Origin of the sequence: Haloarcula sp. KBTZ06 (genome assembly GCF_048595605.1) — an archaeon.
Classification (GTDB): domain Archaea; phylum Halobacteriota; class Halobacteria; order Halobacteriales; family Haloarculaceae; genus Haloarcula; species Haloarcula hispanica.
Genome location: NZ_CP184339.1, coordinates 368,807 through 393,066, shown reverse-complemented (window position 1 = coordinate 393,066; position 24,260 = coordinate 368,807). Strand labels below are relative to the sequence as shown.

19 protein-coding genes and 1 pseudogene are annotated in these 24,260 nt (G+C 62.4%); 12 read left to right on the top strand and 8 right to left on the bottom strand.

Annotated elements, in window-relative coordinates; translation table 11 throughout:
* The first annotated feature begins 1 nt into the window (after position 1).
* From ACNO8S_RS18335 to ACNO8S_RS18325, 3 genes are all read left to right on the top strand, one after another.
* Positions 2–640 carry an HAD family hydrolase gene (locus ACNO8S_RS18335; RefSeq protein WP_146417896.1) on the top strand — a complete coding sequence of 213 codons (639 nt, stop codon included), beginning with the start codon at positions 2–4 and terminating at the stop codon, positions 638–640.
* 323 nt (positions 641–963) lie between these two features.
* Positions 964–1,896 carry a DMT family transporter gene (locus tag ACNO8S_RS18330; RefSeq protein ID WP_014031209.1) on the top strand — a complete coding sequence of 311 codons (933 nt, stop codon included), beginning with the start codon at positions 964–966 and terminating at the stop codon, positions 1,894–1,896.
* A 332-nt stretch (positions 1,897–2,228) separates the two neighbouring features.
* Positions 2,229–3,533: a dicarboxylate/amino acid:cation symporter gene (locus tag ACNO8S_RS18325; RefSeq protein ID WP_146417895.1), complete on the top strand. Its 1,305-nt coding sequence runs from the start codon at positions 2,229–2,231 to the stop codon at positions 3,531–3,533.
* A 202-nt stretch (positions 3,534–3,735) separates the two neighbouring features.
* On the opposite strand, the pseudogene epsC reads toward ACNO8S_RS18325, so the two are convergent.
* Positions 3,736–4,598, bottom strand: a pseudogene (gene epsC / locus ACNO8S_RS18320) (serine O-acetyltransferase EpsC).
* A 151-nt stretch (positions 4,599–4,749) separates the two neighbouring features.
* On the opposite strand from epsC, the gene ACNO8S_RS18315 reads away from it, so the two are divergent.
* Positions 4,750–4,950, top strand: coding sequence for a hypothetical protein (locus ACNO8S_RS18315; protein WP_050006944.1), 201 nt, complete (start codon positions 4,750–4,752; stop codon positions 4,948–4,950).
* Between the two features lie 42 nt (positions 4,951–4,992).
* Here the strand turns inward: ACNO8S_RS18315 and ACNO8S_RS18310 are convergent, their stop codons facing one another.
* Positions 4,993–5,886 carry a bifunctional methylenetetrahydrofolate dehydrogenase/methenyltetrahydrofolate cyclohydrolase gene (locus tag ACNO8S_RS18310; RefSeq protein ID WP_064288995.1) on the bottom strand — a complete coding sequence of 298 codons (894 nt, stop codon included), beginning with the start codon at positions 5,884–5,886 and terminating at the stop codon, positions 4,993–4,995.
* Between the two features lie 317 nt (positions 5,887–6,203).
* On the opposite strand from ACNO8S_RS18310, the gene pabB reads away from it, so the two are divergent.
* Both pabB and ACNO8S_RS18300 read left to right on the top strand, forming a co-directional pair.
* Positions 6,204–7,715 (top strand): aminodeoxychorismate synthase, component I, encoded by a 1,512-nt coding sequence (pabB, locus tag ACNO8S_RS18305; protein ID WP_420182930.1) that lies wholly within the window; start codon positions 6,204–6,206, stop codon positions 7,713–7,715.
* Complete coding sequence (locus ACNO8S_RS18300; protein WP_420182929.1) at positions 7,712–8,284, top strand: anthranilate synthase component II; 573 nt, start codon at positions 7,712–7,714, stop codon at positions 8,282–8,284. The genes pabB and ACNO8S_RS18300 overlap by 4 nt, the downstream gene beginning before the upstream one ends.
* A gap of 18 nt (positions 8,285–8,302) precedes the next feature.
* Here ACNO8S_RS18300 and ACNO8S_RS18295 read toward each other — a convergent pair whose 3' ends face one another.
* Positions 8,303–10,159, bottom strand: coding sequence for a BCCT family transporter (locus tag ACNO8S_RS18295; RefSeq protein ID WP_420182928.1), 1,857 nt, complete (start codon positions 10,157–10,159; stop codon positions 8,303–8,305).
* A 102-nt stretch (positions 10,160–10,261) separates the two neighbouring features.
* Positions 10,262–11,512 carry an NAD-binding protein gene (locus ACNO8S_RS18290; protein ID WP_014031216.1) on the bottom strand — a complete coding sequence of 417 codons (1,251 nt, stop codon included), beginning with the start codon at positions 11,510–11,512 and terminating at the stop codon, positions 10,262–10,264.
* 172 nt (positions 11,513–11,684) lie between these two features.
* Between ACNO8S_RS18290 and ACNO8S_RS18285 the strand changes: the two genes are divergently transcribed.
* Both ACNO8S_RS18285 and ACNO8S_RS18280 read left to right on the top strand, forming a co-directional pair.
* Positions 11,685–12,095, top strand: a complete 411-nt coding sequence (locus ACNO8S_RS18285; RefSeq protein WP_004966000.1) for an EamA family transporter — start codon at positions 11,685–11,687, stop codon at positions 12,093–12,095.
* Positions 12,096–12,185: 90 nt separating this feature from the next.
* Complete coding sequence (locus tag ACNO8S_RS18280; RefSeq protein WP_151104123.1) at positions 12,186–12,566, top strand: Rid family detoxifying hydrolase; 381 nt, start codon at positions 12,186–12,188, stop codon at positions 12,564–12,566.
* Between the two features lie 21 nt (positions 12,567–12,587).
* On the opposite strand, the gene ACNO8S_RS18275 is transcribed toward ACNO8S_RS18280, so the two are convergent.
* Entirely contained in the window at positions 12,588–12,857 is a 270-nt protein-coding gene (locus ACNO8S_RS18275) for a hypothetical protein (protein WP_011222717.1), read from the bottom strand.
* Positions 12,858–13,035: 178 nt separating this feature from the next.
* On the opposite strand from ACNO8S_RS18275, the gene ACNO8S_RS18270 reads away from it, so the two are divergent.
* The gene (locus ACNO8S_RS18270) at positions 13,036–14,559 is read left to right on the top strand and encodes an NADH-ubiquinone oxidoreductase-F iron-sulfur binding region domain-containing protein (RefSeq protein ID WP_420182927.1); all 1,524 of its coding nucleotides are present in this window, start codon (positions 13,036–13,038) and stop codon (positions 14,557–14,559) included.
* A complete protein-coding gene (gene fdhF / locus ACNO8S_RS18265) occupies positions 14,556–17,867 on the top strand; it encodes a formate dehydrogenase subunit alpha (RefSeq protein ID WP_420182926.1) in 3,312 nt (1,103 codons plus the stop codon). The genes ACNO8S_RS18270 and fdhF overlap by 4 nt, the downstream gene beginning before the upstream one ends.
* Positions 17,868–18,100: 233 nt before the next feature.
* On the opposite strand, the gene ACNO8S_RS18260 is transcribed toward fdhF, so the two are convergent.
* Positions 18,101–18,832, bottom strand: a complete 732-nt coding sequence (locus ACNO8S_RS18260; RefSeq protein WP_146417890.1) for a creatininase family protein — start codon at positions 18,830–18,832, stop codon at positions 18,101–18,103.
* A gap of 204 nt (positions 18,833–19,036) precedes the next feature.
* Complete coding sequence (locus tag ACNO8S_RS18255; RefSeq protein ID WP_129756307.1) at positions 19,037–19,888, bottom strand: type II CAAX prenyl endopeptidase Rce1 family protein; 852 nt, start codon at positions 19,886–19,888, stop codon at positions 19,037–19,039.
* 558 nt (positions 19,889–20,446) lie between these two features.
* On the opposite strand from ACNO8S_RS18255, the gene ACNO8S_RS18250 reads away from it, so the two are divergent.
* Positions 20,447–21,748, top strand: a complete 1,302-nt coding sequence (locus ACNO8S_RS18250) for a S8 family serine peptidase (RefSeq protein ID WP_064289001.1) — start codon at positions 20,447–20,449, stop codon at positions 21,746–21,748.
* 63 nt (positions 21,749–21,811) lie between these two features.
* Positions 21,812–22,429, top strand: coding sequence for an ArsR/SmtB family transcription factor (locus ACNO8S_RS18245; RefSeq protein WP_014031224.1), 618 nt, complete (start codon positions 21,812–21,814; stop codon positions 22,427–22,429).
* Positions 22,430–22,616: 187 nt separating this feature from the next.
* On the opposite strand, the gene ACNO8S_RS18240 is transcribed toward ACNO8S_RS18245, so the two are convergent.
* Positions 22,617–23,972 (bottom strand): BGTF surface domain-containing protein, encoded by a 1,356-nt coding sequence (locus ACNO8S_RS18240; protein ID WP_420182925.1) that lies wholly within the window; start codon positions 23,970–23,972, stop codon positions 22,617–22,619.
* Between the last annotated feature and the right edge of the window lie 288 nt (positions 23,973–24,260).

Genomic DNA, 24,260 nt, shown 5'->3' with positions numbered 1-24,260 from the left:
TATGTCGCATCTAGTAGTGTTCGACCTCGATGGGACACTCACTCGACAGCGGGGTGGGTTCGAGCTGTTGCACACACTCTACGGAACGACACCCGCGGCCGATACACTGATGGAGCGGTTCGAGGCCGGTCAGATTACGTTCGCGGAGTGGTGTCGAGGCGCGGTCGACGTGTGGCGTGCGAACGATATCACCAGAGCAGATATCACCCGTGCGACCCGGGCCGTCAAGCCGAAAGCGGGTGCCGTCGACCTCCTCGACCACCTCCAGCATACGGATATCCGATTCGGCATTCTCAGCGCCGGCGTTGCAAACCTCGCGACGCAGTTCGAGCAGTACGAGCCAGCGTTCGTTCGCGGAAACTGGCTTCGGTTCGAAGATGGCCGGATTTCGGGTATCGATGTCGGTGTCGGGCCCGACCAGAAAGGAGAACTACTGAGAGAGATCCGAATCAAGCAGAACCCTTCGTCAATCACCTATATCGGCGATTCACACACTGATACGGAGGCGTTCGTCAAGGCAGATACCGCGGTGTTGTTCGACCCGGACGAACGCATTCCCGAGACAGCAATCGACGAAGCGGATACAATCGTAGAGAGTGCGGACATACGAGAGGTTCAAAACCTCATCCCGAGGATTTAGCCTCGTAATCTCCAAATGAGGGTGTATATTTCCAAGTGAGTGTATTGTCCCAGTGTCTTTACAATATATGCTTGCAAAACTATCTTTTCCTTGTTCAGATAGTAGAGAGTATATCCAGACACCCGTCCTCAAAGAGACGTAGCGTTCGGTGTGAGAGTTGGCCCACTGTCGAAGTAACGTACTGACTCCGGCCGGTATTATCCAGGCAGATCCGATGTAGCCGTCAGCTCTGCGTCAAGTGTTCGCTGGCGCAGTGGCAACATCTAGCAATTTGCAACGGGCTTCGACGGCCCTTTTACCGTCGGGAGGTGACCGACAACTGAATGAGTCGCTATCGAACGACCGGTTGCTTTCTCCTCCTGGCTGCAATCTGGGGTACTGCCTTCATGGCGACAGACGTCGGCCTCGCCGACCTGCCGCCGGTACCGTTCGCCGCCGCCCGCTTCGACATCGCCTCCGTCCTCCTGTTCGCCGCGTTAGCCGTTACAGGGTCGCTAGAACGACCGCAAACGCGCGATGACTACGTGTACGTCGTCGTCGGCGGTGCGCTTATGATCGGAGTCCACCACGTATTCTTGTTCACCGGGCAGCAGTACGTCACCGGGGCTGTCGCCGCCGTCCTGCTCGGTCTCGTCCCCGTCGTGACGCCCGCGCTGACGAAGCTCGCGTCCAGCGATGACACGTTCACCGCGAATACCGGTGTCGGCGTAGTACTCGGGTTCGTCGGCGTCATCGTCATCGCTGACCCCGACCCGGCGAATCTCCTCAGCAGCACTATCGGGATCGCGCTCGTGTTCGCGTCGGCGCTGGCGTTTGCTATCCCGGCCGTCGTCACGCACGACACCAGTCCGTCGATGTCGTTTCTGGCCACACAGGCGTGGTTGATGGCTATCGGGGCCGTTGTCCTCCATGTCACCGTGCTCGCGCTCCCCGGACAGTCGTTTGCAGACGCATCGTGGACGCTGTCCGCGTTTGCGGCGCTACTGTATTTGGCCGTCGTCGCCGGTATCGGCGGTTTCCTGCTGTACTTCCGGCTACTTGACCAGCTGGGTCCTATCGAGATGAGCTTCATCGAGTACGTGATTCCGCTGTTCGCCGCGCTCGCCGGCTGGCTCGTGCTTGACCAGCAGGTCACACTCGCGACCGTTGGTGGGTTCGCGTGCATCCTCATGGGATTCATCGCAGCGAAGTGGGCGACGTTGCGAGCGGAACTGCGTCGGGTCGTCGAACCGAAAACCAGTCCCCCAGCGGACTGAATAGGATCAGGGGTCGCAGGCAGTCACTGCTTGAAAAGAGTCCGAAGGCAGTCACTGAGTGGGCCACCCTGATGGGTTCGAGAAAATAAACAGCGAAGCTGGAAACGGCAATAATGACCGTCAGGCAGGAGTGACAGCGGCCTCGGGTTTCTGAAAACAAGCGGACTACAGCCGCTATTTTGTTATCTTTTCAGTGGATCGGCGACAGGACTTGTTATGTACCGACAAATCCGTCTGCAAACGGGATCTTGTAAGCGAAGCCCGCATCATAGCCGCGTGCACATACTGGCGGGGCTGACGGGTTTTTATAAGACTACCCGTTGCTGTATACTATGATACAACCCATTCACACGCTATGGAGCCGGTATCGATCTATCCCACTCATCTGGCGTATCTTCGTCGCCTTCATACTGGGTGCAGGTGCCGGTATCGCGTTCGGGGAGCAGATGGCCGTGGTCAGACCAGTGGGCGACCTCTTCCTTCGGCTGCTCAATATGCTGGTCATCCCGATCATCGTCTTCACACTGCTGACCGGGATTCGACAGCTCTCCCCCGCGAAGCTTGGGAGGATCGGCGGTGCGACAGTCGGGCTCTACGCCCTGACGACGACCCTCGCAGGCATCATTGGCCTTGCGGTTGCGAACGTGCTTCAGCCGGGCCGTGGCCTCGAATTCGGCGGCGGTGAAGCGCAATCGAAAGCACCGCCGTCGTTGCTGGATGTCGTTCTCGGAATCGTGCCGAACAATCCGGTCGCGGCGCTCGCGGAGGGGAATCTGCTGGCGACGGTTTTCTTCGTCATCGTATTCGGAATCGCGCTGACGTACGTCCGCTCCCAGCAAGACGCGCTCGCGGATAGCGTCGATTCGGTGTTCGAAGCGTTTGAGGTTGGTGCTGAAGCGATGTTTGTCATCGTTCGGGGAGTCCTCGAATTCGGTGTGCTCGGCGTGTTCGCGCTGATGGCGTCCGGAATCGGCACTGAAGGGATCGGCCTGTTCTCCTCACTGGGCGAACTCGTGTTGGCAGTCACTATCGCAATCGTCATTCACATCGGCTTCACCTATCTCGTTCTCTTGATGGGCGTGGTTGCCGACGTGTCGCCGATTGCGTTCCTCAGCGGGGCGAAAGACGCGATGGTGACCGCGTTCGCGACTCGGTCCTCGAGCGGAACGCTCCCTGTCACGATGCGCAATGCGGACGAAGACCTGCAGATCGCCGAGCGGGTGTATTCGTTCACCCTCCCAGTCGGTGCGACGGCGAACATGGACGGGGCCGCCATCCGGCAGGCAGTCACCGTGATGTTCGCCGCGAACGTCGTCGGACAGCCACTGGTGCTCACTGAACAGGTCTTCGTCTTGATAGTGGCCGTCCTCATCAGCATCGGAACCGCCGGCGTTCCGGGAGCGGGCATCGTCATGCTCACCGTGATTCTCACACAGGTCGGCCTCCCGCTGGAGGTCGTCGGGTTCGTCGCTGGCGTCGACCCGATCCTCGGGCGGATTGCAACGATGAACAACGTCACCGGCGACCTCGCGGTTTCGACCGTCGTCGGGAAGTGGAACGACGGACTCGACCTAAATGAGGGCGTCTGGTCACGAAATCTGAGCGGCGTCGCCGAGTTCGTTCCCGGTGACGACTAGAGGACCACGGCGGTAGAGATTGAAACAGAAACTAATGCTGGTACAGTTGTTATCTTAACCTATAAGAGCCGAAATACTTCTGGCGGCTGAACTGACAACAGCAGTGTGAGCGATTTCCGGGCCGGTGACACCAGTCAGGCCCGTTTGTCCGACGAGTAGTGTAGTTTTGCGGTTTCAGAAACCGTGCGGTACCATCGCAGTGTTATTTGGTTCGTTTCCGTTCCTGTGTCGGGTGGTCAGTGACGTACACTTTCGTCTCGTCCGGAACGTCGTCGGTGACCCAGGAGTTCGCCCCGATGCTGACGTGGTCGCCGACGGTGATAGCGCCCAGAACTTTCGTGCCCGCGCCGATGACGACGTGGTCGCCGATGTCGGGGTGTCGTTTGTACCCCTTTTTCAGTCTGTGTTCGTCGCTCTCGTCGGCCTCGAAGTGGAGCGCGCCGAGCGTTACGTCCTGATAGAGGCGTACCCACTCGCCGACGGTCGTGGTTTCACCGATGACGACACCGGTTCCATGGTCGATGAAGAAGTAGTCGCCGATTTCAGCGCCGGGGTGGATGTCGATACCGGTCTCAGTCTTGGCGTATTCGGTGAGTTCGCGAGCGTACTCGGAGGCCCCGGCCTCGTAGAGTGTGTGTGCGACCCGCTGTACGAGTATCGCCATGAAGCCCGGATAGGACCGGATTATCTCCATGTACGTCTTCGCCGCCGGATCGCCTTTGAACGCGGCCTCGACGTCTTTTTTGAGTCGCGCGCGAACCGCTGGGAGCTGATCGATGACGGCGTCGACTGTCTCGGCGGGGTCAGATCCGGCGTACGGTCTGATACCGGCAAAGAAGAGGCCACCAAGGGTGTCGAGACGGTCCAGCACGGCGAGTTCGTCCCGGACCAGTTCAGCGGCGTTCCAGCAGGTCGGGAAGAACATCGCTTGAGGATGTCGACTTCCGGCCGTCGGTGTTCCCGCCGCGGGAACTCCATCTGCGTCTGGGTCGGGAACGGCTCTTCATCGGCCCGGTACGCCGCGAAGAGTTTCTCGTGTGTGTCGCCCGTGTAACAGTAGTCCATATCGGATGGTTGGGCTGAAGCATCTTAGTTTTGAAACAATAGTTGTCTTTTCCGCTATATGTTGTGTTCTCGCTGACGCTGTAGAATTGAAAACGAGCAGCATCCCACACTGAGAGGTAGCTATTTGATACTGGCTTGTCATCGAGTCTGTATGAACGGCGAGTGCTACTTCTGTCACGGCATCGTCTCCCCACCGGAGGAGGGCCACATCTGGCTGCGTGAGCACGACAGCCACGAGGTGTATATGCACGAACAGTGTGCTAGCGGCCACAACGTCATCGAAGAGGGACAGAATCCGGCCGGTGAACTCCTGATTACGTGCCCGGAATGTGGCGAAGTCGAAACCGTGTAGCAATCCACGCAGGTAGCCCGGCGGACTGCCAGCGCGCCCATCCTACGGGAGTGAAATATCGACGCCGGACTGCAGGCTGGCGGCTTTCACGGTGTTGTACATCAGCATCGCGATGGTGAGCGGGCCGACGCCGCCCGGGACCGGCGTGATGGCGTCTGCCTTCGCTTTGGCGCTCTCGAAGTCCACGTCCCCGACGAGTTCGTACCCCTTCTCCGTGTCAGCATCAACCCGGTTGATGCCCACATCAATAACTGTCGTACCCGCCGAGAGCATCGATCCGTCTATCATTTCCGGAACCCCGGCGGCGGCGATCACGATGTCGGCGTTGCGAGTCTTTTCGGCCAGGTCGTCAGTTCGGGAGTGACACACAGTTGTCGTCGCGTTTCCGCCCGGGCCGTACTGAATGAGCAGGTTCGCCATCGGCTTGCCGACGATGTCCGAGCGACCGACGACAACGGCGTCTTTCCCCTCCGTCTCCACACCAGTTTCGGCCAGTATCTTCTGTATTCCGTGGGGCGTACAGGGCTTGTATCGAGCATTGCCGGCGACGAGCCGGCCGACGTTTTCGGGATGGAACCCGTCGACGTCTTTCATTGGATCGATCCGCTCCAAGACGTCGCGCTTGGGAACGTGGTCGGGGACCGGCATCTGGACGAGAATTCCGTGGACGGCCGGGTCCGCGTTCAGCTCGTCGATGGTCGAAAACAGCGTCTCAGCCGGTTCGTCCGCGCTAATTTCGTAATGGAACCCCTCGATGCCGATCTCCTCACAGGCCTGTTGTTTCATCGAGACGTACGTTTCACTCGCGCCGTCGTCGCTCATCAACACCGTCGCCAGCCCTGGTGTGACACCCTCGCTGACGAGTGTGTCCGTGCACGCCGCGACGCCCGCTGTGATCTGGTCGCCGATTTCGTTGCCGTCGATTATTGTAGTCATTATTGCTGTGTTCGCTATCGGCCCGGGAGTCCCCGGTCAGGCGTCCGGAGTGGGAACCGCTGCTGGACGGTCGGCTGTCGGGGCTGGGCAAGCGTTCGATACTCGTCTCAACCCCCGCCGGAATAGTCGGCGATGGGGAATAATCCAGCCTTTGAAGTGACATCGGCTATTCGTCCAGCGTGCAACCACAAGCGGTCGACAATTCGACAGTATTTCGGGTAAAGGGGCGAGGTACCGAAGGTTTTTGTCCGAACCCGTGGTTGGTCTACACAACCATACCGGGAGGCATCGCCCTCTCATCCGGGAGCAACTGCACTATGAGTGAGATTCGGTTCAGCACCGACAGAGAATCGTTCATCGAAACCGCGAGGACCGCAGCGGACGGCGCTCGCGTGCCGGTCGAAGCGCGCGTCACAGTCCCTGACCCGTTCGAGGCGTATCGCCGCGCCCGGGACGGGAACACAGACGGCTTCTACCTCGAGACGACCGGCGGGCAATCCGGCTGGGGGTACTTCGGCGTCGATCCGGTCGAGCAAATCGAAGTCTCTGCGAGCGCGACGCCCGCACAGGACGGCGGGAGTCCGAGTATCGAGACCATCGACGAGCTACTCGACCGCGAACACCTAGAGCGCGGCGACTGTACGGTTCCGTACCCGTGTGGCGCGTTCGGCTGGCTTTCCTACGACGTGGCACGGGAACTGGAAGATATCCCAGAGACTACCGTTTCGGACGGCCTCCCACGGCTTCAGTTTGGCGTGTTCGACTGCATCGCCGCGTGGGAGGAGCCACACGACGGCGACGTCGAGATACATGTAACGGCCTGTCCCACCGTCAACGGGTCGCCTGAATCGGCATTCGAGCGTGGCCGGACGATGGCCCGAGAGCTAGCACAGGACGCCATCCACGGCGAGAAACACGTCCAGTCCCAGCCAACCGCTGCGAGTCAGGCCACGTTCGAGAGCGAGTGCGGCGAAGCAGCGTTCGCCGACCGCGTCCGGCAAATAAAACAGTACGTCAGGGACGGCGACACGTTCCAGACAAACGTCTCACACCGGCTGACCGCCCCGGCGGCCGTCCACCCAGTCGACACCTTCGACGCCGTCCGCCGGGTGAACCCGGCCCCGTATTCGGCCCTGCTCGAGTTCCCCGGCGTCGACCTCGTCAGCGCCAGCCCGGAACTGTTGCTGGACGTCGATGGCGACCAGTTGCTCACGGAGCCGATTGCCGGGACGCGCCCGCGAGGCGCGACGCCGTCCGAAGACGAGGACCTTGAGGCAGACCTCTGTAGCGACGAGAAGGAGCGGGCTGAACACGCCATGCTGGTCGACCTCGAACGCAATGACCTCGGCAAGGTCAGCGAGTATGGGTCCGTCGACGTCGCCGAGTACCGCCGCGTCGACCGGTATTCCGAGGTGATGCACCTCGTGTCTCTCATCGAAGGGGAATTACGCGACGACGTGAGCATTGCCGACGCGGTCGCAGCCGTGTTCCCCGGCGGAACCATCACCGGCGCGCCGAAGCCGCGGACGATGGAGATTATCGACGAGGTGGAGCGGACCCGACGAGGGCCCTACACCGGCAGTATCGGGATGTTTGGTTTCGACGATCGAGCGACGCTGAACATCACGATCAGGACGCTGGTTCACTACGACGGCGAGTACCGCCTCCGCGTTGGGAGCGGCATCGTACACGACTCCGTTCCAGAGGCGGAGTACAGGGAGACACTGGACAAGGCCCGGGCGCTCGTTACTGCCGTCGACGAGGCGCTCGGCGAACAGGGGTCGTTCGCCGTCGAATCCGAGACCGAACCGATGGAGGGGATGCGATGATACTCATTATCGACAACTACGATTCCTTCGCCTACAATCTGGTCCAGTACGTCGGCGAGTTCGACGATGTCACGGTCCGCCGGAACGACGCTATCGATGTTGAGGGCATCCACGAACTCAACCCGGACGGCATCGTCGTCTCACCGGGCCCCGGGACGCCGGCCGACGCCGGCGTGTCCATCGACGTTTTCGCCGAGACGGAGTACCCGGCGCTCGGCGTCTGTCTGGGCCATCAGGCACTCTGTGCGGCCCACGGAACCCCCGTCGGCCACGCACCGAGTGTGGTCCACGGGAAGCCCTCTGAAGTCCGACACGACGGGACGCGGCTGTACGACGGGATCAACGACCCGTTCGAGGTCGGGCGGTATCACTCGTTGGCCGTCGAGGCGGCAGCGCTCCCGGACGAGCTGGAGGAGACGGCCTACACCAACGACGAGCAGGGCGTCGTGATGGGCGTCCAGCACGCCGAGAAACCACACATCGGCGTCCAGTTCCATCCGGAGAGCATCCTCACTGACGCCGGGAAACAGATCGTCGAGAACTTCTGTACCGGAATCGCCGAGGCCTGAAACCGCAGCGCCCGCGGTTTATTTCTTTTCTGGTGGGTCCACATCGTGATGCGTCTGAATGTCCGGCAGTTTCCTGACCGCACGTCTGACGAGGGATGTGTGGTCCTGTTCGTCCCGATACCATGTCACGGTCAGCCCACCGACCGCCACGAGCGATATCACGGCGAACGGGCCGCCGGTCAGAACGGCCAGCGCCTGTAGCGTCTCAGCGCCCCCGAGAAGCAACACCGAGACGGCGACCGCACCCTGAAAAACGCCCCAGAAGACGATATGCGTCGCCGACGGTGCCATCCCCCGTCGCGTCGCCAGCACTGAAACGACGAGCGTCGAGGTGTCCGCCGATGTGGCCATGAACACGATGATGAGTGCGAGAAACAGGAACATCAGGAGCTGTCCAAGCGGCAACGACGCGAACAGCGGGAACCCGGCAATGGCTTCCGAACCACCGCGTTGTGCGATAGCGGCGAGGATATCGGCCCGACCCGTCTGCTGGATGAACAGCGACGTGCCACCGAGCAGCAGGAACCAGACCATCGTCGCTGTCGAGGTCGCGACGACGCTCGTGAACACGACGGTTCTGACCCGGCGACCGCGGGAGAGTGCGGCGATGAACAGCCCTGCGAAGGGTGCCCACGAAAACCACCACGACCAGTTCCAGACGGTCCACGCCGCGACCCACTGCCCGCCCGTGTGGAGACTCAACGGCACGAACGCCACCACGTAGGTCCCGAGTGCCTGCGTCCCGCGCTGGAGGATGAACGACCGCGGACCGACGGCAACGATGAGGAGCGCGAACAGTCCGAACAGGACGACGTTGAGACCGGCGATGCGACGGATGCCGCGGTGAATCCCGGTCGCGCTGGAGACCACGAATATCAGCGTCAATCCGCCGACGAACAGGACCGGTCCGACTTCACCGGCCGCCACGTCCCACTGGTAATTGATCCCGGCGAGGAACTGCTCGCTCACGAGTGCGACCGAGGTTGCGATGCCCCCGATAGTGGCAAAAACGGCCAGCGTATCGACCAGTGTGGCCCAGGCCGAATCGAGCTCATCGACACCGAGCAAGGGGGCCAGCACTGTCGAGACCCGGAGCGGAGCGCCCCGCGTGAACGCGAAGTACGCTATCGGGACGCCGATGACAGCGTAGGCGCTCCAGGCCGAGACGCCCCAGTGAAAGAGGGTGTACACAAGCGCGCCGTTGACGGCGCCCGGCGACCCGGCAGCAGCCCCGATGTACGGCGGCGGCTGATCGTAGTGAAACAGAGCCTCAGTGGGGCCCCAGAACACCAGTCCGGCCGCGATGCCGGCGGTGAAAACGAGCGTAAAGTATGTCGGATACGTGTAGCTTGGCTCCGTGTCCGGCCCGCCGAGTTTGATTTCGCCCCAGGGCCCAAGCAACAGAAACAGACAGTAACAGACCGAGAGGAAGACCGCGGCGAGAAACAGCGGGCCGCCGCCGCGAAGGACTGTGGCAGCAGCGGCGTCGACGGCACCCGTCGTCCGTGCAGGGAATGCGATCTGGAGCCCGAAGAACGCGGCGAACACGAGCACCGGGAACGCGAGGATGGCTGGCTCGTGCTGTGTGAGGAACTCGCGGACGGCCCGCCTGATACTGGTCCGGCGGACACGGAGCAGGACATCGGCCGCGGCCGGCGCAGTGGCGTCTTCGGAGTAGGGAAGGAGCGCTATGTAACAGAGTCCCGAGCTGAAAAACACGAGAGCGATAGTCAGCCACGCCGGGCCGGTCACGGCTTCGCCGACGAGCGTCGGAAAGAAGAACCCCGCGAGCACGAGCGCCCCGGACGCGGCACACAGTGGCACGAGTAGCCGGCCGACAATCTCCGAAATGCCACTGGCGTCCGAGGTGGCCATACGTTGATATTCAGTATCGAATACATATATTACTATCCCAGAGCGCGCTTCAAACTGGAGTCAGGGCGTCTCGATCCTGTCGGTAGCAGGCTGCAAGACAGTTTACTCGGGGGCGTCGGCTTCGGGTCCGTCGCCGTCCGTCTCGATTCCGTCCAGCAGTGCTTCGCTCGACCCGCGGCCCAGCACCGACTGGCCCAGGAGCCGCCCGCCGATAGAGCGGGGATTGATAACTTCGTCCGCCCCGACAGCGCGGAACTTTTCGACGTGTTTCTCGGCGGTCGCCGCCGCGACTGTTCTGATGTCCGGATTGACGTTTTTCGTTGCGATGACCGCGAGCACGTCGCGTGCGTCGTCGTTACTCCCCACCACAACGCCACTCGCAGTCCCGACGCGTGCATCCCGGAGAACGTCCTCGTCGGTTGGGTCGCCGGTGAGCAGGTTCACGTCCTCGCTCTGCAGCGACGCGACGGTTTCCTCGTCGGGCGTGACGACGACGACCTCCGTCTCGTCGCCCAGCTCCTCGAGCAGCGATGCCGTAACGTCTCCGTACCCCAGAACCACGATGTGGTCCTCGAGAAGTGTGAGTTCTGATGCTGTCATGACTCCGAACGCTGTCGCCATTCTGGATTCGATAGCGGGGCCAATGAGCGCGCCTACGGCGACGGTGAACGCGCCGGTTCCGAACAGGATGATAGAGAGCGAGAACCACCGTGCTTCCGCTGTCACAGGTGTGATATCGCCGTAACCAACCGTCGCGATTGTGACGACGACGTAGTACACGGCGTCGCCCCAACTGTCGAGTTCGAGGAACTGGCCTCGCAGCCCGTAGGCACCCACGGTCCCGTAGAGAACGACGCCAAAAATCGCCGACAGCGATGCGATCTGAATCGGCGAGAGGTCAAGAGACTGGTCGAACCGGTGACGGTTGCGGACCAGCAGCGGGTACGTGACCAGCGTCAGCAACAACAACGGGATATCAGTTGGCTGAAACGTGGTAAGCGGCAGTACTACCAGACCGAGAAGCACGACGGCCGCCACGCGCCACGCGAGTTGTTTGCGCCGCTGGAGCCCGACCGTCACGATGCCGAGGACGAACGCGAACAACACCCCACCGAACCTGACGAACGGTAGCGGAAGGTCGACGACGGCGGTCAGCGGGCCATTAAGTGCAAGCGACGCCTGACTCAGATTCGAAAGGCCGGTCACGAACGCCAGCAACGCGACCGTCCCGGTCAGGACGACCGTCGGTTTTGCGCCGGATAGCTCGTCCCACTCGACGAACGGGACTCTGTCAGCCGGATAGAACACGTCCTCCAGCGTCCGGTCCGACGAGTCTTCTGGGACGTTAGCCATTAGCATACTTTTGTCGGAGTCAATATAAAAAACACGCGGCGAGCGGGCACCGAACTCAAGTCAGCGGGCCACATACGACCGAATCAATGCGTCGATTGCACGAGCATGGGTGTCGCCGTTCGCCAAGGACGCTTAGAGAGAGTTGGAGCCGACTCATCTGGAGAGCGGACAGATGAACGCCGCCGTCCTGTTCGGGCTCGGGACGATGATAGCCTGGGGGTTCTGGATAGCGTTTGGCAACGTCGCGTCAAGTACAATGGACCCGGAGACCGCGGCGTTCGTGTCCTACGCCGCTGCAACGGTCGTCACCGGGATATACGTCGTTGTCTCAGACGCATCGTTCGTCGTCACGAACCGGGGGATGATGTTTGCCGGCGCAGCGGGCGTCGCGGCGGCCGTCGGCGTGGTCTCGACGTTCGTCGGCGTGACTGTGGGGCCCACGTCGATCGTGTCCACCATCGGTGGGATGTACTTCATCACTGCCGCAGTCATCGGCGTTATCGCCTTCGGGGAGTCCATGACGTTGACGAAAGCCGCCGGCATCGGTCTGGCGCTGATAGCGATTGTCGTCATCAATCAGTGACTGGACACAACTGGTTGGCTTTCGAGAACGTTGTGTGAGTGTCCCCCGTCACAGCAGGGGTTTATGAGATGGGGGCAGGTACGGCCGGATATGAAGCGCGTAGTCAGCACCGACGAGGCACCGGCCGCGGTCGGCGCGTACAGTCAGGCAACGACGAACGGCGACCTCCTCATCACCGCCGGACAGCTCCCGCTAACGACAGACGGCGAACTCCTCGACGACGAGCCAGTCGCCGACCAGACGCGGCAGTGTCTTCACAATGTCGCGGCGATTCTGGAGTCAGAAGACCTCTCGCTGGACGACGTACTCAAGACAACCGTCTATCTCGACGACATCGACGACTTCGACTCGTTCAACGAGGCCTACAGCGAGTTTTTCGAATCGGAGCCACCGGCGCGGAGCGCCGTCGGCGTTGGTGCGGTCCCGAAAGGTGCAGCGGTCGAAATCGAAGCTATCGCGACCACCGAGTAGCGAGCGCGGCCGTTCCGTATCTTATCGCAACTCCATCTGTTCTGCTCGCTCTGCGGCGAGCGTCGTCAGTTCGTCGACGCTACTGTCCGAGCGGTCCGCAAGGACGCGAAGCAACATTCCGAGCTGTATGGCCGCTGCCTCGCGGAGTTCGGCCGCCTCCTCGGTGTCGTTACCGAAATAGTACTCGTGGCGGCCGTCCTCGTGGATAATGCCGGTGTACACCGAGCGCAGGTCGGCCTCGGTTATCGCGGCTGACGCCTCCGTCTTGACTTCCTCGAACCGTGGGTTCATGATTTCAATCGGGGGTAACGTCCCGCTGCCTCATTGTTTCAGCGGAACGACTCGGCCAGCGCTGTCCCATCAGTGTGTAAGCAAGTGATATGTTGTGTGGGTCGATGACGCCACTGCAACCAGTGGTCCCGGGACCGCTCGGCTGGGGTTTTTAATCGTTCAACACGAGGCACAGAGTATGACACGGGAAACCACGGCCCTCGCTCATTCGACCGCCGTCCGGGTGTCGACGGACGGCCGGTCACAGAACGGGGACCGGGTCCTCTCCGCGGCGCGGACGACGGCGGACTCGACACCGGTCGTCAGGACGGGACCGACGGGCATCACAGCAGCCACACCGCTAGTGATGGTTACACGTAGCGAACGGACAGCCTTCTACAGCGACCCGTCACCGGCGACCGTCCGTGACCTCATCGACGAACTGGAAGCGGGGACAGTACCGACAGCCGATGCGGACGCTGTCGTCGAGCACGACCCCGAAACGGCGTCGCTCCCCGCCCCGGAGCGTGGCCCGCTCTCAGTCGGCCGCCGCAACGTACTGGGCCCCTGTGGCTGGGTCGCCCCGCTTTCGCCGGCCGACTGGTCGTTCGTCTCAACCCAACGGACCGCCGACGTTGCAGCGGGAGCCGGGCTGCTGGGCCGCGGTCGCGGGGACGCCGCCGCTGACGAACCGGTCGCCGATACGTGGGAAACAGCCAGCGAAACCGACGGTGACCCAGTGGTCGTCTGTAACGCCAACGACGCCAGCGACCTCCCGACGGGCGACGACACGCTCCTGTCCGGCACACCGATGGCAGTCCTCGACGGGATTGCGGCGGTCGCTGAGTACGTGGACGCTGGCGACGCTGTCGTCTATGTAAACGAGTCGCAGACGGACGTGCAAGCAGACCTCCGCGAGGCAATCGACGCAGCCGCCGACACCCTCCCTGTCGTTCCACAGTTGGTAGCCGGCCCGGACGAATTCCGCGCCGGCGAGCCCACGGCGGCGCTCGAAGCACTGGAAGGGGCCGACCGCATCGAGCCGCGGCTCCAGCCGCCATCACCGGCCAAACGGGGCCTGTACGGCCGCCCAACAGTCGTCCACACACCGCGGACGTTTGCGCAAGTCCAGCAGGCCGTCGCCGACCCCGGTAGCGTCGACGCTGACGCGGCGGACCCCGGGACGCGAATCGTAGCGGTCGCCGGCGACGTTGCGGACTCGGCGACAGTCGAACTCAGGTCGAGCGCAAGCCTCGCAGCGGTTCGCGAGGCGGTCGAGATGGACGGGTCGTTCAAGATGGCCTGTGTTGGCGGCGTCCTCGGCGGTGTCACGCGCAGTCTTGATATGGCACCGACCGCACAGTCGCTCCGGGCTGCCGGGCTCGGCACCAACGGCGTCGTCGAACTGTTCGACAGCGATCGATGCACCGTCGAGACGGTCGGAAAACGGGCACGGTTCGCGTCGATGGAGAACAGCGGTCGGTGCGTCCCCGGCCGCGAGGGGACGAAACAGCTCGCCGAACTCCTGCGCGACATATACGATGGCTCGTTCGAGAGCGACAAGATACGTGAACTCGGTCGCGTGATGCGTCAGTCGAGTAACTGCCAGACCGGCGCGCACGCGCCGCGGCCAGTGACCACAGCCATCGACGAGTTCGAACCCGAGTTCCGCGCTCACACCGACGGCCACTGTCCCAGCGGCACCTGTACGGAGAAACTATGAGCACAGATAAATCGATTCCACGAGTTCCCGACCTGCACGACCCACAGCCTGAGACGCCAGTCACCAAAGAGTTCGAGACCGGAACCGCCAACGACCCCGACGTGGGTACCGATACGGACGACCCGACGACGCTCACTGTCGACGGCGAGCCGGTGACCGTCGCCCCGGGTTCGACTATCATCGACGCGCTACAGGACCTCGACGACGATATCGTCAGCGTCGACCCCGGCGCGGAGGGCGTCGAAGACGACGCCGACGTGCCAGCGCTGTGTTACTACGACCGCGATGGGGACTGCAGCGACGAGATCGGCCCGCGCAGCGAGTGTCGCACCTGCATGGTCGAGACCGACGAACACGGCCTCGTCCCGTCGTGTTCGTTCCCCGCCGAGGACGGCCTCACCGTCTCGACAGACACCCCTGACGCCGAGGAGGCCCGTAGCGTCAATCTCGACCTCGTGCTGTCGAACCACAACCTCCGGTGTACCACCTGCAACGGCAACGGCCGCTGTGAACTGCAGGACGCCGCCATCAGCGAGAGCGTCGATCACCCCCGCTACGGCGTCTTCGACGAGCGCGACCAGTACGAACCCATCGACGACACCTCCTCGTTCATCCAGATCGACCGTAACAAGTGCATCCTCTGTAACCGCTGTGTCGACGCCTGCAACGACGTGCAGGTCGAGGGCGTCCTCCGTATCGAGGGCCACGGCGAGGACACCCGTATCGGCTTCCAGTCCGACGCCGAAACCATGCACGACTCGGAGTGTGTCTCATGTGGCCACTGCGCCACCGTCTGCCCCACTGGATCGCTGACAGAGAAGGGCATCGACGGCGCGGCGACGCTCCCGTTGCCCGGCTTTACCCAACGAAACTCCATCGGGAAAGTCATCGAGCACGAGGACGTCGAGACAATCGACGACACCACAGCACCGAATCGCGGATTCGAACCCGACGACCCGAGAGCGGCGAAGGGGAAGCAAGGCCTCGCCAGATTCGCGTCTGCGGCGAAACGGCGGGCCGGCGACATCGCCAAGGACTACGGGAAGAAGGCGTTCCTCGCCGGCGAACACACCGCCGAGAGCATCGCGGCGAACACGATGCCCGAGGGCCGACTGTTCGACATCGCCAGCGCGGTCAGCGACTACCGCCTCTCGAAAATCGACAAGCAGGAAACGACCTGCGGGTTCTGCGCCGTCGGCTGCCGGTTCGAGATGTGGGGCAAGGACGGCGACTCGCTCGGCGTCGTCCCGGTAGATGACCCTGACAACGCGCCCGCGAACAACTTCTCGACCTGCGTGAAAGGGAAGTTCGGCCACGAGTTCGCCAACAGCAAACAGCGGGTCACCGAGCCGCTGCTCCGCAACGACGACGGCGAACTCGAACCGACGACCTGGGAGGAGGCGCTCGATTATGTGGCCGAGCGCTTCACCGAGATTCAGGACCAGCACGGCATCGACTCGCTGGGCTGTCTGGCCTCCTCGAAGGGCAGCAACGAGGAGGCGTACCTCGTCCAGAAGTTCGCCCGGCAGGTCCTTGGCACGAAGAACATCGACAACTGCGCCCGGCTGTGTCACTCCTCGACAGTCGCCGCGCTCCAGCAGACGCTCGGCTACGGCGCGATGACCAACCGCATCAACGAGGATATCGGCGAGGCCGACGCCTACCTCATCAGCGGCTCCAACACCACGGAATCCCATCCGGTGCTCGCCACGCGCATCAAGCAGAACGTCCGGGAGGGGGCCGACCTCGTCGTGTTCGACCCGCGGAAAATCGGCATCGCCGAACACGCCGACCAGTACACCCGGACCAACCCCGGCTACGACGTGGCCTGGCTCAACGGCCTGATTCGGTACATCATCGAACACGACCTCCACGACGCGGACTTCATCGAACGCAACACGAGGAACTTCGAGGAAGTCAGGGAGAAAGTCCAGGCGTTCACGCCCGAGAAAGTCGAAGACCTGGCGGGCGTGTCGCCGGAAGAACTCGCCTCGGCGGCCGAGACACTCGCCGAGGCCGACAGCGTCGTCTTCGGCTGGGCGATGGGGATGACCCAGCAGAGCCACGGCACGGAGAACCTCATCGCGATGGCCGACCTCGCGCTCGTGCTGGGGCAGGTCGGCAAGCCGGGCGCCGGCCTCTCGCCGTTCCGCGGCCAGAACAACGTCCAGGGCGGGGGCGGCGACATGGGAACCCTGCCGGGGAGTCTGCCGGGCTATCAGAACCCGGCGGACGACGAGGTCGGCGAGAAGTTCGCCGACGCGTGGGGCGAGCGACCGCCCGAGGAACCCGGGCTCAAAGTGCCGGAGATGCTCGCCGAGGCCCACGCGGGGAACCTCCGCGGTATGTACGTGGTCGGCGAGAACCCGGCGCTCTCGGAGCCAGACATCCAGCACGCCGCCGAGGCCCTGGAAGACATGGAGTTCCTCGTCGTCCAGGACATCTTCATGACCGAGACGGCGGACTACGCCGATGTGGTGCTGCCCGCAGCCACCTCGCCGGAGAAACACGGCACGTTCACCAACACTGAGCGACGCATCCAGCGGGTCCGGCCCACGTCTGAGCCGCCGGGCGAGGCCCGCCAGGACTGGGAAATCACGCAGGCGCTGGCTCGACGGCTGGGCTACGACTGGGACTACGACCACCCGCGGGAGGTCATGGACGAGATCAACTCGCTCGCGCCAATCTACGGCGGTGTCACCTACGACCGGCTCGAATCCGGCGAGGAACACGGCCTGCAGTGGCCCTGCTGGGACGAGGGCCACGAGGGCACGCCGTATCTCTATGATTACGAGGACGGCAATTTCAATTTCGAGGACGGCAAAGCCCGCTTCGTTCCGGCCGACGGCGGGCACCCCGGCGAAATTCCCGACGAGGAGTACCCGCTGACGCTCACTTCGGGTCGGGTGCTGTATCACTGGCACACGGGCCAGATCACCCGCCGCGTCGAGGGGCTGATGAGCCACGTCGGCGAGAGCTTCGTCGAAGTACATCCCGAGACGGCCGAGAAGCTCGGCATCGCCGACGGCGAGTACGTCCGCGTCGAGTCCCGGCGGGGCGATATCGTCGTCAAGGCACAGGTCACCGACCGCGTCGGCCCGGGGACGCTGTTCATCCCGATGCACTTCGCAGCTGGCGCGGTCAACAAGCTTACCGGCGAGACGTTCGACCCGACCGCCGGCATCCCCGAGTACAAAGTGTCGAGCGTCCGCGTGGAAGTCCTGGGACCGGAAACGGACGAAGCGGTGCTCCGGACGCCAGACGCCGGTGGGAAACAGATCCGGAAGCGAGGGGCGGGCGACGACTGAACCGGGGCGTCCGCTAATACGTGGAATCATGAGCTGTCCCACAAGATACACCAACATATTTTGCATATACAACCATATCTGATTATGATCTAACTATAAATACTAGATTTGAATATATATTTAGCCATACTAACGACATCATAGACTTTTGACTGGGAAACGTGTGTGAACTCTGTTGAAGACTGACCAAATAGTGTGATTTTAATATAAGCTGTCTGCTCTTGGCTCAGCTCTCACTCGCGCGGTCCGGCCGGTCGGTCCGCGATCTCATCGAGGAGGTCGACGAGAGACTCGGTCGCCAGCTCCAGCAGCGTCTCCCCGCGTTCGGCGCTCCCCTCGCGCGGGTCACCGACGACACCGTTTTCGGTGAACTCGTCTGAATCGAACGCGAGGTTGACGCCGCTTTGCCACTCCCCCCAGCCGTCGCTGCCACCGGCCGCCGCCTCGTCCAGTCGGTCCTCGTGGACTGTTTCGGTATTCGTGTGCTGGAGGAGCGAGGTTTCCAGCGGCCCACCGTGGCCCATATCGGTGCTGTGGTCGCCGACCGCGTTGAACCATGTGAACGGAACGGCGAAGGCCTCGTCGTGGCGGGTTATCTTGCCGGACACTTCCCGCAAGGCGTCGATGTTGCCGCCGTGGCCGTTGACCAGCACCACATGGTCCCAGCCGTGGCTGGCGAGGCTCCGGACGATGTCACGGACGTAGGACCGAAACGTCGATTCGGAGGTCCACAGCGTGCCGGTGAACGCCCGGTGCTCCTCGGCGACGCCGACGGGGACTGCCGGTGCGACAACGACGTGGTCGTCGTACTGCTCGGCACCGTGTTCAGCAACTGCCTCGGCGTCGAGCGTGTCCGTCCCGAGCGGCGCGTGTGGTCCGTGTTGCTCCGTGCTCCCGACGGGAAGCAGCGCCAGGCTCGTCTCGACAGCCGCCATATCTGTCCAGGTTTCCGTCTGTAGATCCATGGTCACGTCTCTGTACGAAGCGGAAATAAAGCCCAGTCTCTCTCCGCCTGTTACGGTTGGTTGCCATCTACACAAAGTGGAACACGTACGGCCCGGACCACACCTCAACTGCGGAGCGACTGCTCATACTGCCGGCTGTAACTATTTCAAGAGATTCGCCACCCCGAAGTGGCGAGATTCTTCACAGACGTACAGCCGGCAGTATCAGTCCCCGGTCGAGGCAGGGTTGTTCCGCCGTGACCAGATCAGCGGTGTCCCGCCGGATTCGACCACCCGAACAGTCAGATAGACAAGCGAGACGATGGCGGCATACTCGATCACACTCGCTACCAGATGTAGCTCGGTCGGGATATGCACCGATACGATTACCGGCGGCTGATTCATCGATGCATGGAACAGGGCGACGAGCCAGAGGTTGCCCGTCAGTGCGTATACGCTCCCGTAAGCGAGTCCCATGAGCGTCAGTCCGAGGAGTCTGGCTGCCAGCGCGGAACCGACGCCGTGCCCCGATGCGAGAAACCACTGCGGGAGATGAAACAGGGCAAATAGGACTGCGACGAGGCCGATACCAGCCAGCACCGCACACCGAGTCGTCCCGCCGGCCAGCCTCGTGAATTTCTCCTGCAGGTACGTGCGAAAGAGGAGTTCTTCCGGGATCGCAGTGAACAGAAGCGAACTGAAAAGCGCCGCGAGATACAGCAGCGGGTGGGCAGCGGTTCTCGACAGCGAGGCGTCGAACCCGGAGATCCCACCCACCGCGAGGGCGACCGCAACAAGGTTGTACAGTCCCCAGAACGCGATGACCACCCCGATCACGGGTATCAGTGTGCGAACAGGCGGGAGCAGAGAGCGCGGTGAGACGGTCTCAATTCTGAGCGCACCAACGGTGAGTGCGACGAGGAAGACACCCCAGAGCATTCCCAAGACGGGCGGCGGCGATGCGCCGGGGGAGATGATCACCAGTCCGGAGAGGACGACAATTACCAGGAGGTACGCTACAACGGGAACCAACGGCCCGCTGCTGAATCTCGGCAGGCCAATATCAGGGCACAACATCCAGTCGGAATCCGATGGCCGACCCAAAATTATCTTCCATCTCGCAGTCCGGTGCAAATCCGTCGACGACGAGTACCAAGGTGTGTGAATCGGCCACAACCCACAGCTCTCGACGTTTAAAACCAGTTTTTAGTCTCTGGTAGCTTTAGTATGCTCCCGACCGACGGGGCAAACGCCGGCGACCGCCTGAGACGGTTCCCGGCCGCCAGCGCCCTCCCCATATGCCGCCGGTTTCCACGAATCGGAATCCATCCCAGTCCGGGTGTCCACACGGCAACGGGCACACCCCGCCCCCGTTGTCGACTGCTCAATTAACAGTGCGTTGGCACTACAGTTGAGACCCACACCACAGACCGAAAGTAACGATGAAACGACGTGTATGCCGGTTATACTGTTGCTATGTGAATGTACGTGCGTCGGTTTTCACAGGCGACGTGTTCTGCGATATGTATCACCGAGTGGCCGGACATCTCGGTACGGCACTCGATTCCCGGGCAGTGTTCGCTGAGAGGCCGGCGCCCCACATACCGACGGGCGTATCGCGGCAGGTGGTCAGCAGTGCGTGATCGGACTGTGCTGCTACTGGCCGTCGTCGCAATCGTATCACTCACTGGTAGCATCGCAATGCTCGCAGTGGCAGGGCCAACAGACCCCCGTCCGGATAGGGCCGATGCCGCATCAGTATCGGTGTCGGACGGAGCAGCCGGCCGGTTCGCACGTCTCCACACGGCCGGGGTCACAGGTTCGAACGTCTCGGTCGGCATCGTCGATCCGACCGGATTCGATACGGAGTCAGAAACGATTGCCGGACAGGTCACCGAAACACGGAGCTTCGGCGGTGGGTCCGTAGACGACACACGGGAGGCACACGGAACCGCGACGGCCGCCGTCGTGTCGCGGACCGCACCGGACGCCGACCTCTATCTCGCCCGGGTCGATAGCGTCGACAGTTACCGACAGGCAGTCAACTGGCTCGTTCAAGCGGATGTCGACGTGATTGTCGCACCCGTTTCGTTCTACGGGCAGCCAGGCGATGGAACCGGACCGGTCGCCCGGAGTGCGACGCGAGCGACGGAGAGTGGGTCAGTGTTCATCGCCCCAGCCGGTAATCTCGCGCAATCCCACTGGTCGGGGCAGTACACGTCCGAGGACGTAAAGAATCGGACGGTCACGTTTACCAACGGGAGTCGGGAGAATTACGTTCGAGGCGGGACCGAAATCACGGTCTGGCTCTCGTGGGACCGGGGCCACGCAGACGAGGAGTACACAGTCGAACTGTACCGGACGAACGGAACCGACTCCCGTCTCGTCGCCCGCTCACAGCCCTACCGCGGTGACGATGTACCAAACGAGCGTATCGTTGCCGACGTCAGACCCGGCGACTACTATCTCGTCGTTCGAGGGCCAGCATCGCCGACTGGCGCGCGGCTCCGGCTCGTGTCACCGACGCACGACCTCCAGCACACGACGACTCGGAACAGCATTGTGGCTCCGGGCACGGCCCGGAAAGCCATCACTGTCGGGGCGTACAACAGCCGTATCGACCAGCTCGAACCGTTCAGTTCACGAGGCCCGACAGTCGATAACCGGGTCGGCGTCGACGTCGTGGCCCCGGATAGACAGTTCGCCGCCGCAGCACCTGACGGCTTCGTCGGCTCTTCGGCCGCAGTCCCCTACGTCGGTGGCACCGCAGCCTTGCTGCTGGATGCAAACGAGTCGCTGTCCCCCCGCGAAACCGAACACCTGCTGGAACGGACCACGAGAGACGTGGGACGACCGGGACTCGACAACGGAACCGGCCACGGGGCGGTCGAGCCAGTCCGCGCGGTCCGGGCTGCACAGAATCGTACTGATGGTTAAAACTCGTTTTAACCCAGCCACAGACCTTTGAAGAGTGCCGTATCATATATCCGACAGTGACCCATGTCGAGCCCTATCGAAACGTTACAGGAGCGGACCGGGACAGCAGACGAATCACCGCGGGTACTCGGTGTTGCGGAGAACGAAACCGACGACGTTCTCGACGCTCTCGCATCGGACACCAGCCGGTCGCTGTTCCGCACGCTGTACGACGAGCCTGGAACGCCGTCCGAGATAGCGGACCGGTGTGACACGTCGGTCCAGAACGTCCACTACCACGTCTCGAATCTCGAAGACGCAGAGCTCATCGAACCGGTCGAGACGGTCTACTCCTCGAAGGGTAACGAGATGACCGTGTACGGTCCCGCAAGCGATCCGATTGTGCTCGTCGGCGATCGCGACCTGGAGCCGCGTCTCCAGCAGTCGATGGCTGATGTCGTCACTGGGCTGGGACTCATCGGCTTCGCGAGCCTCTTCGTCCAATGGGGCGCGGAGAAACTGGCGACCGCGACCGCAGGCGACGGGGTTTTGGCTCCGGCGAGTCCGAACGCAGGGCCGGTCAGTGGGACGAACGCTGTCGCTAGATTCGTTTTCGAGGTCATCGAACCGGGCCTGCTGTTTTTCTGCCTCTGTCTCACGGTGCTTGGTATAGCCGCCCTACTGGTTGACGGGCAAGCCTGAGCGAGTTCCGTAGCCGAGCCGACACTTCCGCTGCGGCGATCTGCGGGCAGGAAAGCATCGCTCACTGATCTAGCCCCAACGATAACAGTATAGTTTGGTCAATAGGGACGATCACCCTGATAGAAAAGCCGACTTGCTGTGCCCCGATACTGCTTCGAAAAGCGGCCTGCGGACGTCAGGCGAAGCGTCAGTTCATAAGAGACCGCAGGCAGATCCCCACACCAGCGATGGCGAGGATGCCACCGACGGCGAGAGCGCCGGTACCGATTCCGAAATCACCGTCCTGTGACTGCCCTGGGGCCGGCGTTTCGCCGGTAACTGAATCGACGCCGTCGGAGGACGCATCCGCAGACGAGTTGGTGCCATCAGTGATCAGTAGCGTGCCGACCGCATCGGGTTCGTCGGCCGCCTCGGTCCCGCGAAACAGCGACAATTCATAGCTCGCCGCGGCGAGTTGCGAATCGAGGGCGACCTCCGAACCGGACTCGACTGCGACGGCGTCGGCGTCCGCCGCGGTTTCGAGGGTGGGTTCGTCGTGGCCGGCCGCCGTGGTGTCGAACAGGAGGACGACACGATCATCGCCGTTCCCGTCGCGGACGGTCGCATTGATCTCGTAGTTGGTGGCCGGGCTCCCGATAGAGACAGTGGCCGCGTCAGCGGTTGCGAGGACGATTGGAATCCGGCCAGTGTCGCCCTGTTGAGCCCGGGTCACCGACTCCTCGAAGCCGAATTCGGCAGTCTCCTCGACCTCGAACTCCTCGTTTGCCGTCTCGTTTGCTTCGATAACGAGCGTCCCGACAGTCGGCGAATCGTCGGTCGTGCCGTCGAACACGCGGTAGGTGTACGCGGCGGGGGCAAGCGTCGACGGGAGTTCCGGCTCTGTCGCAGTCACGGTGAGCGAGTCGCCGTCGTCCGCGACACTGAGGGTCTCCGCGTCGGTGCCGGCAGCCGCGGTGTCGAAGAGGACCAGCACCTCACCGTCCTCGTCGTCGTCGCTGACAGTCGCGTTGATCTGATAATTGACTGCCTCGCTGCCGACGGAGAGCGTTTTGTTCCCGCCATCAGTCATCGAGACCGGAATTTCAGCGGTTTCTCCCTGAGAGACCGTGACGACGTTTTCGTCCTCGTCAGTCTCTGTCGGAGTCTGGATATCCGGTACTGGGTCAGTACAGTTGCTGTCGCACTCAGCGACGGTTCCAGTACGTTCAAACAGCGTGTCACCGTCGACATGAGCGGATAGTTCGTAGGACGTGTTCGCCGGCACCGCGGACATGTCGAACTGGGCGACGAACGTCCCATTGGGCTGCACGCTGACCTGTCTTTGCTGAAGGAATGGGTTCGACGCATCAGCTGACTGGATTCTGACCGTCATCTCCGTCCCGGATTCCAGCGTGGTCTCCCCGGTGATCACCTGCTGTTCGTCTGAGTGCAGTGGAAAACTGTCCTCTGAGACCGTGGCCTGCTGCTCCGCAGCGGCCAGCCCCGGAGCCGTCGCCGTTGCGGCGATAAGCACCGCGGCCAGCGCCACCGACCGAACCCTCACAGAACCACCTCCCGCAGAGCGGGCAACTGTGCGTATATTTGCGGGCGATACTGCAGACAGTACTGGACTGCAGATGGAGGGCAATTCACTGGCATACGATTAGCAGTTACGGTGGGACTGAAAAACCGTCTGCGATAGCTTAAAACCACGTTGAACTCGGCAGTACTAATCAGCTTGGAGGGCCGGCGAGGGCGCTCTGCTGCAAACGGTCATCTCTGTTATGCCGTTTCGGCGTCGGCGATGTTCATGCCATCAACATATTCAGTCGTTTTGCAATAAGAGACGACA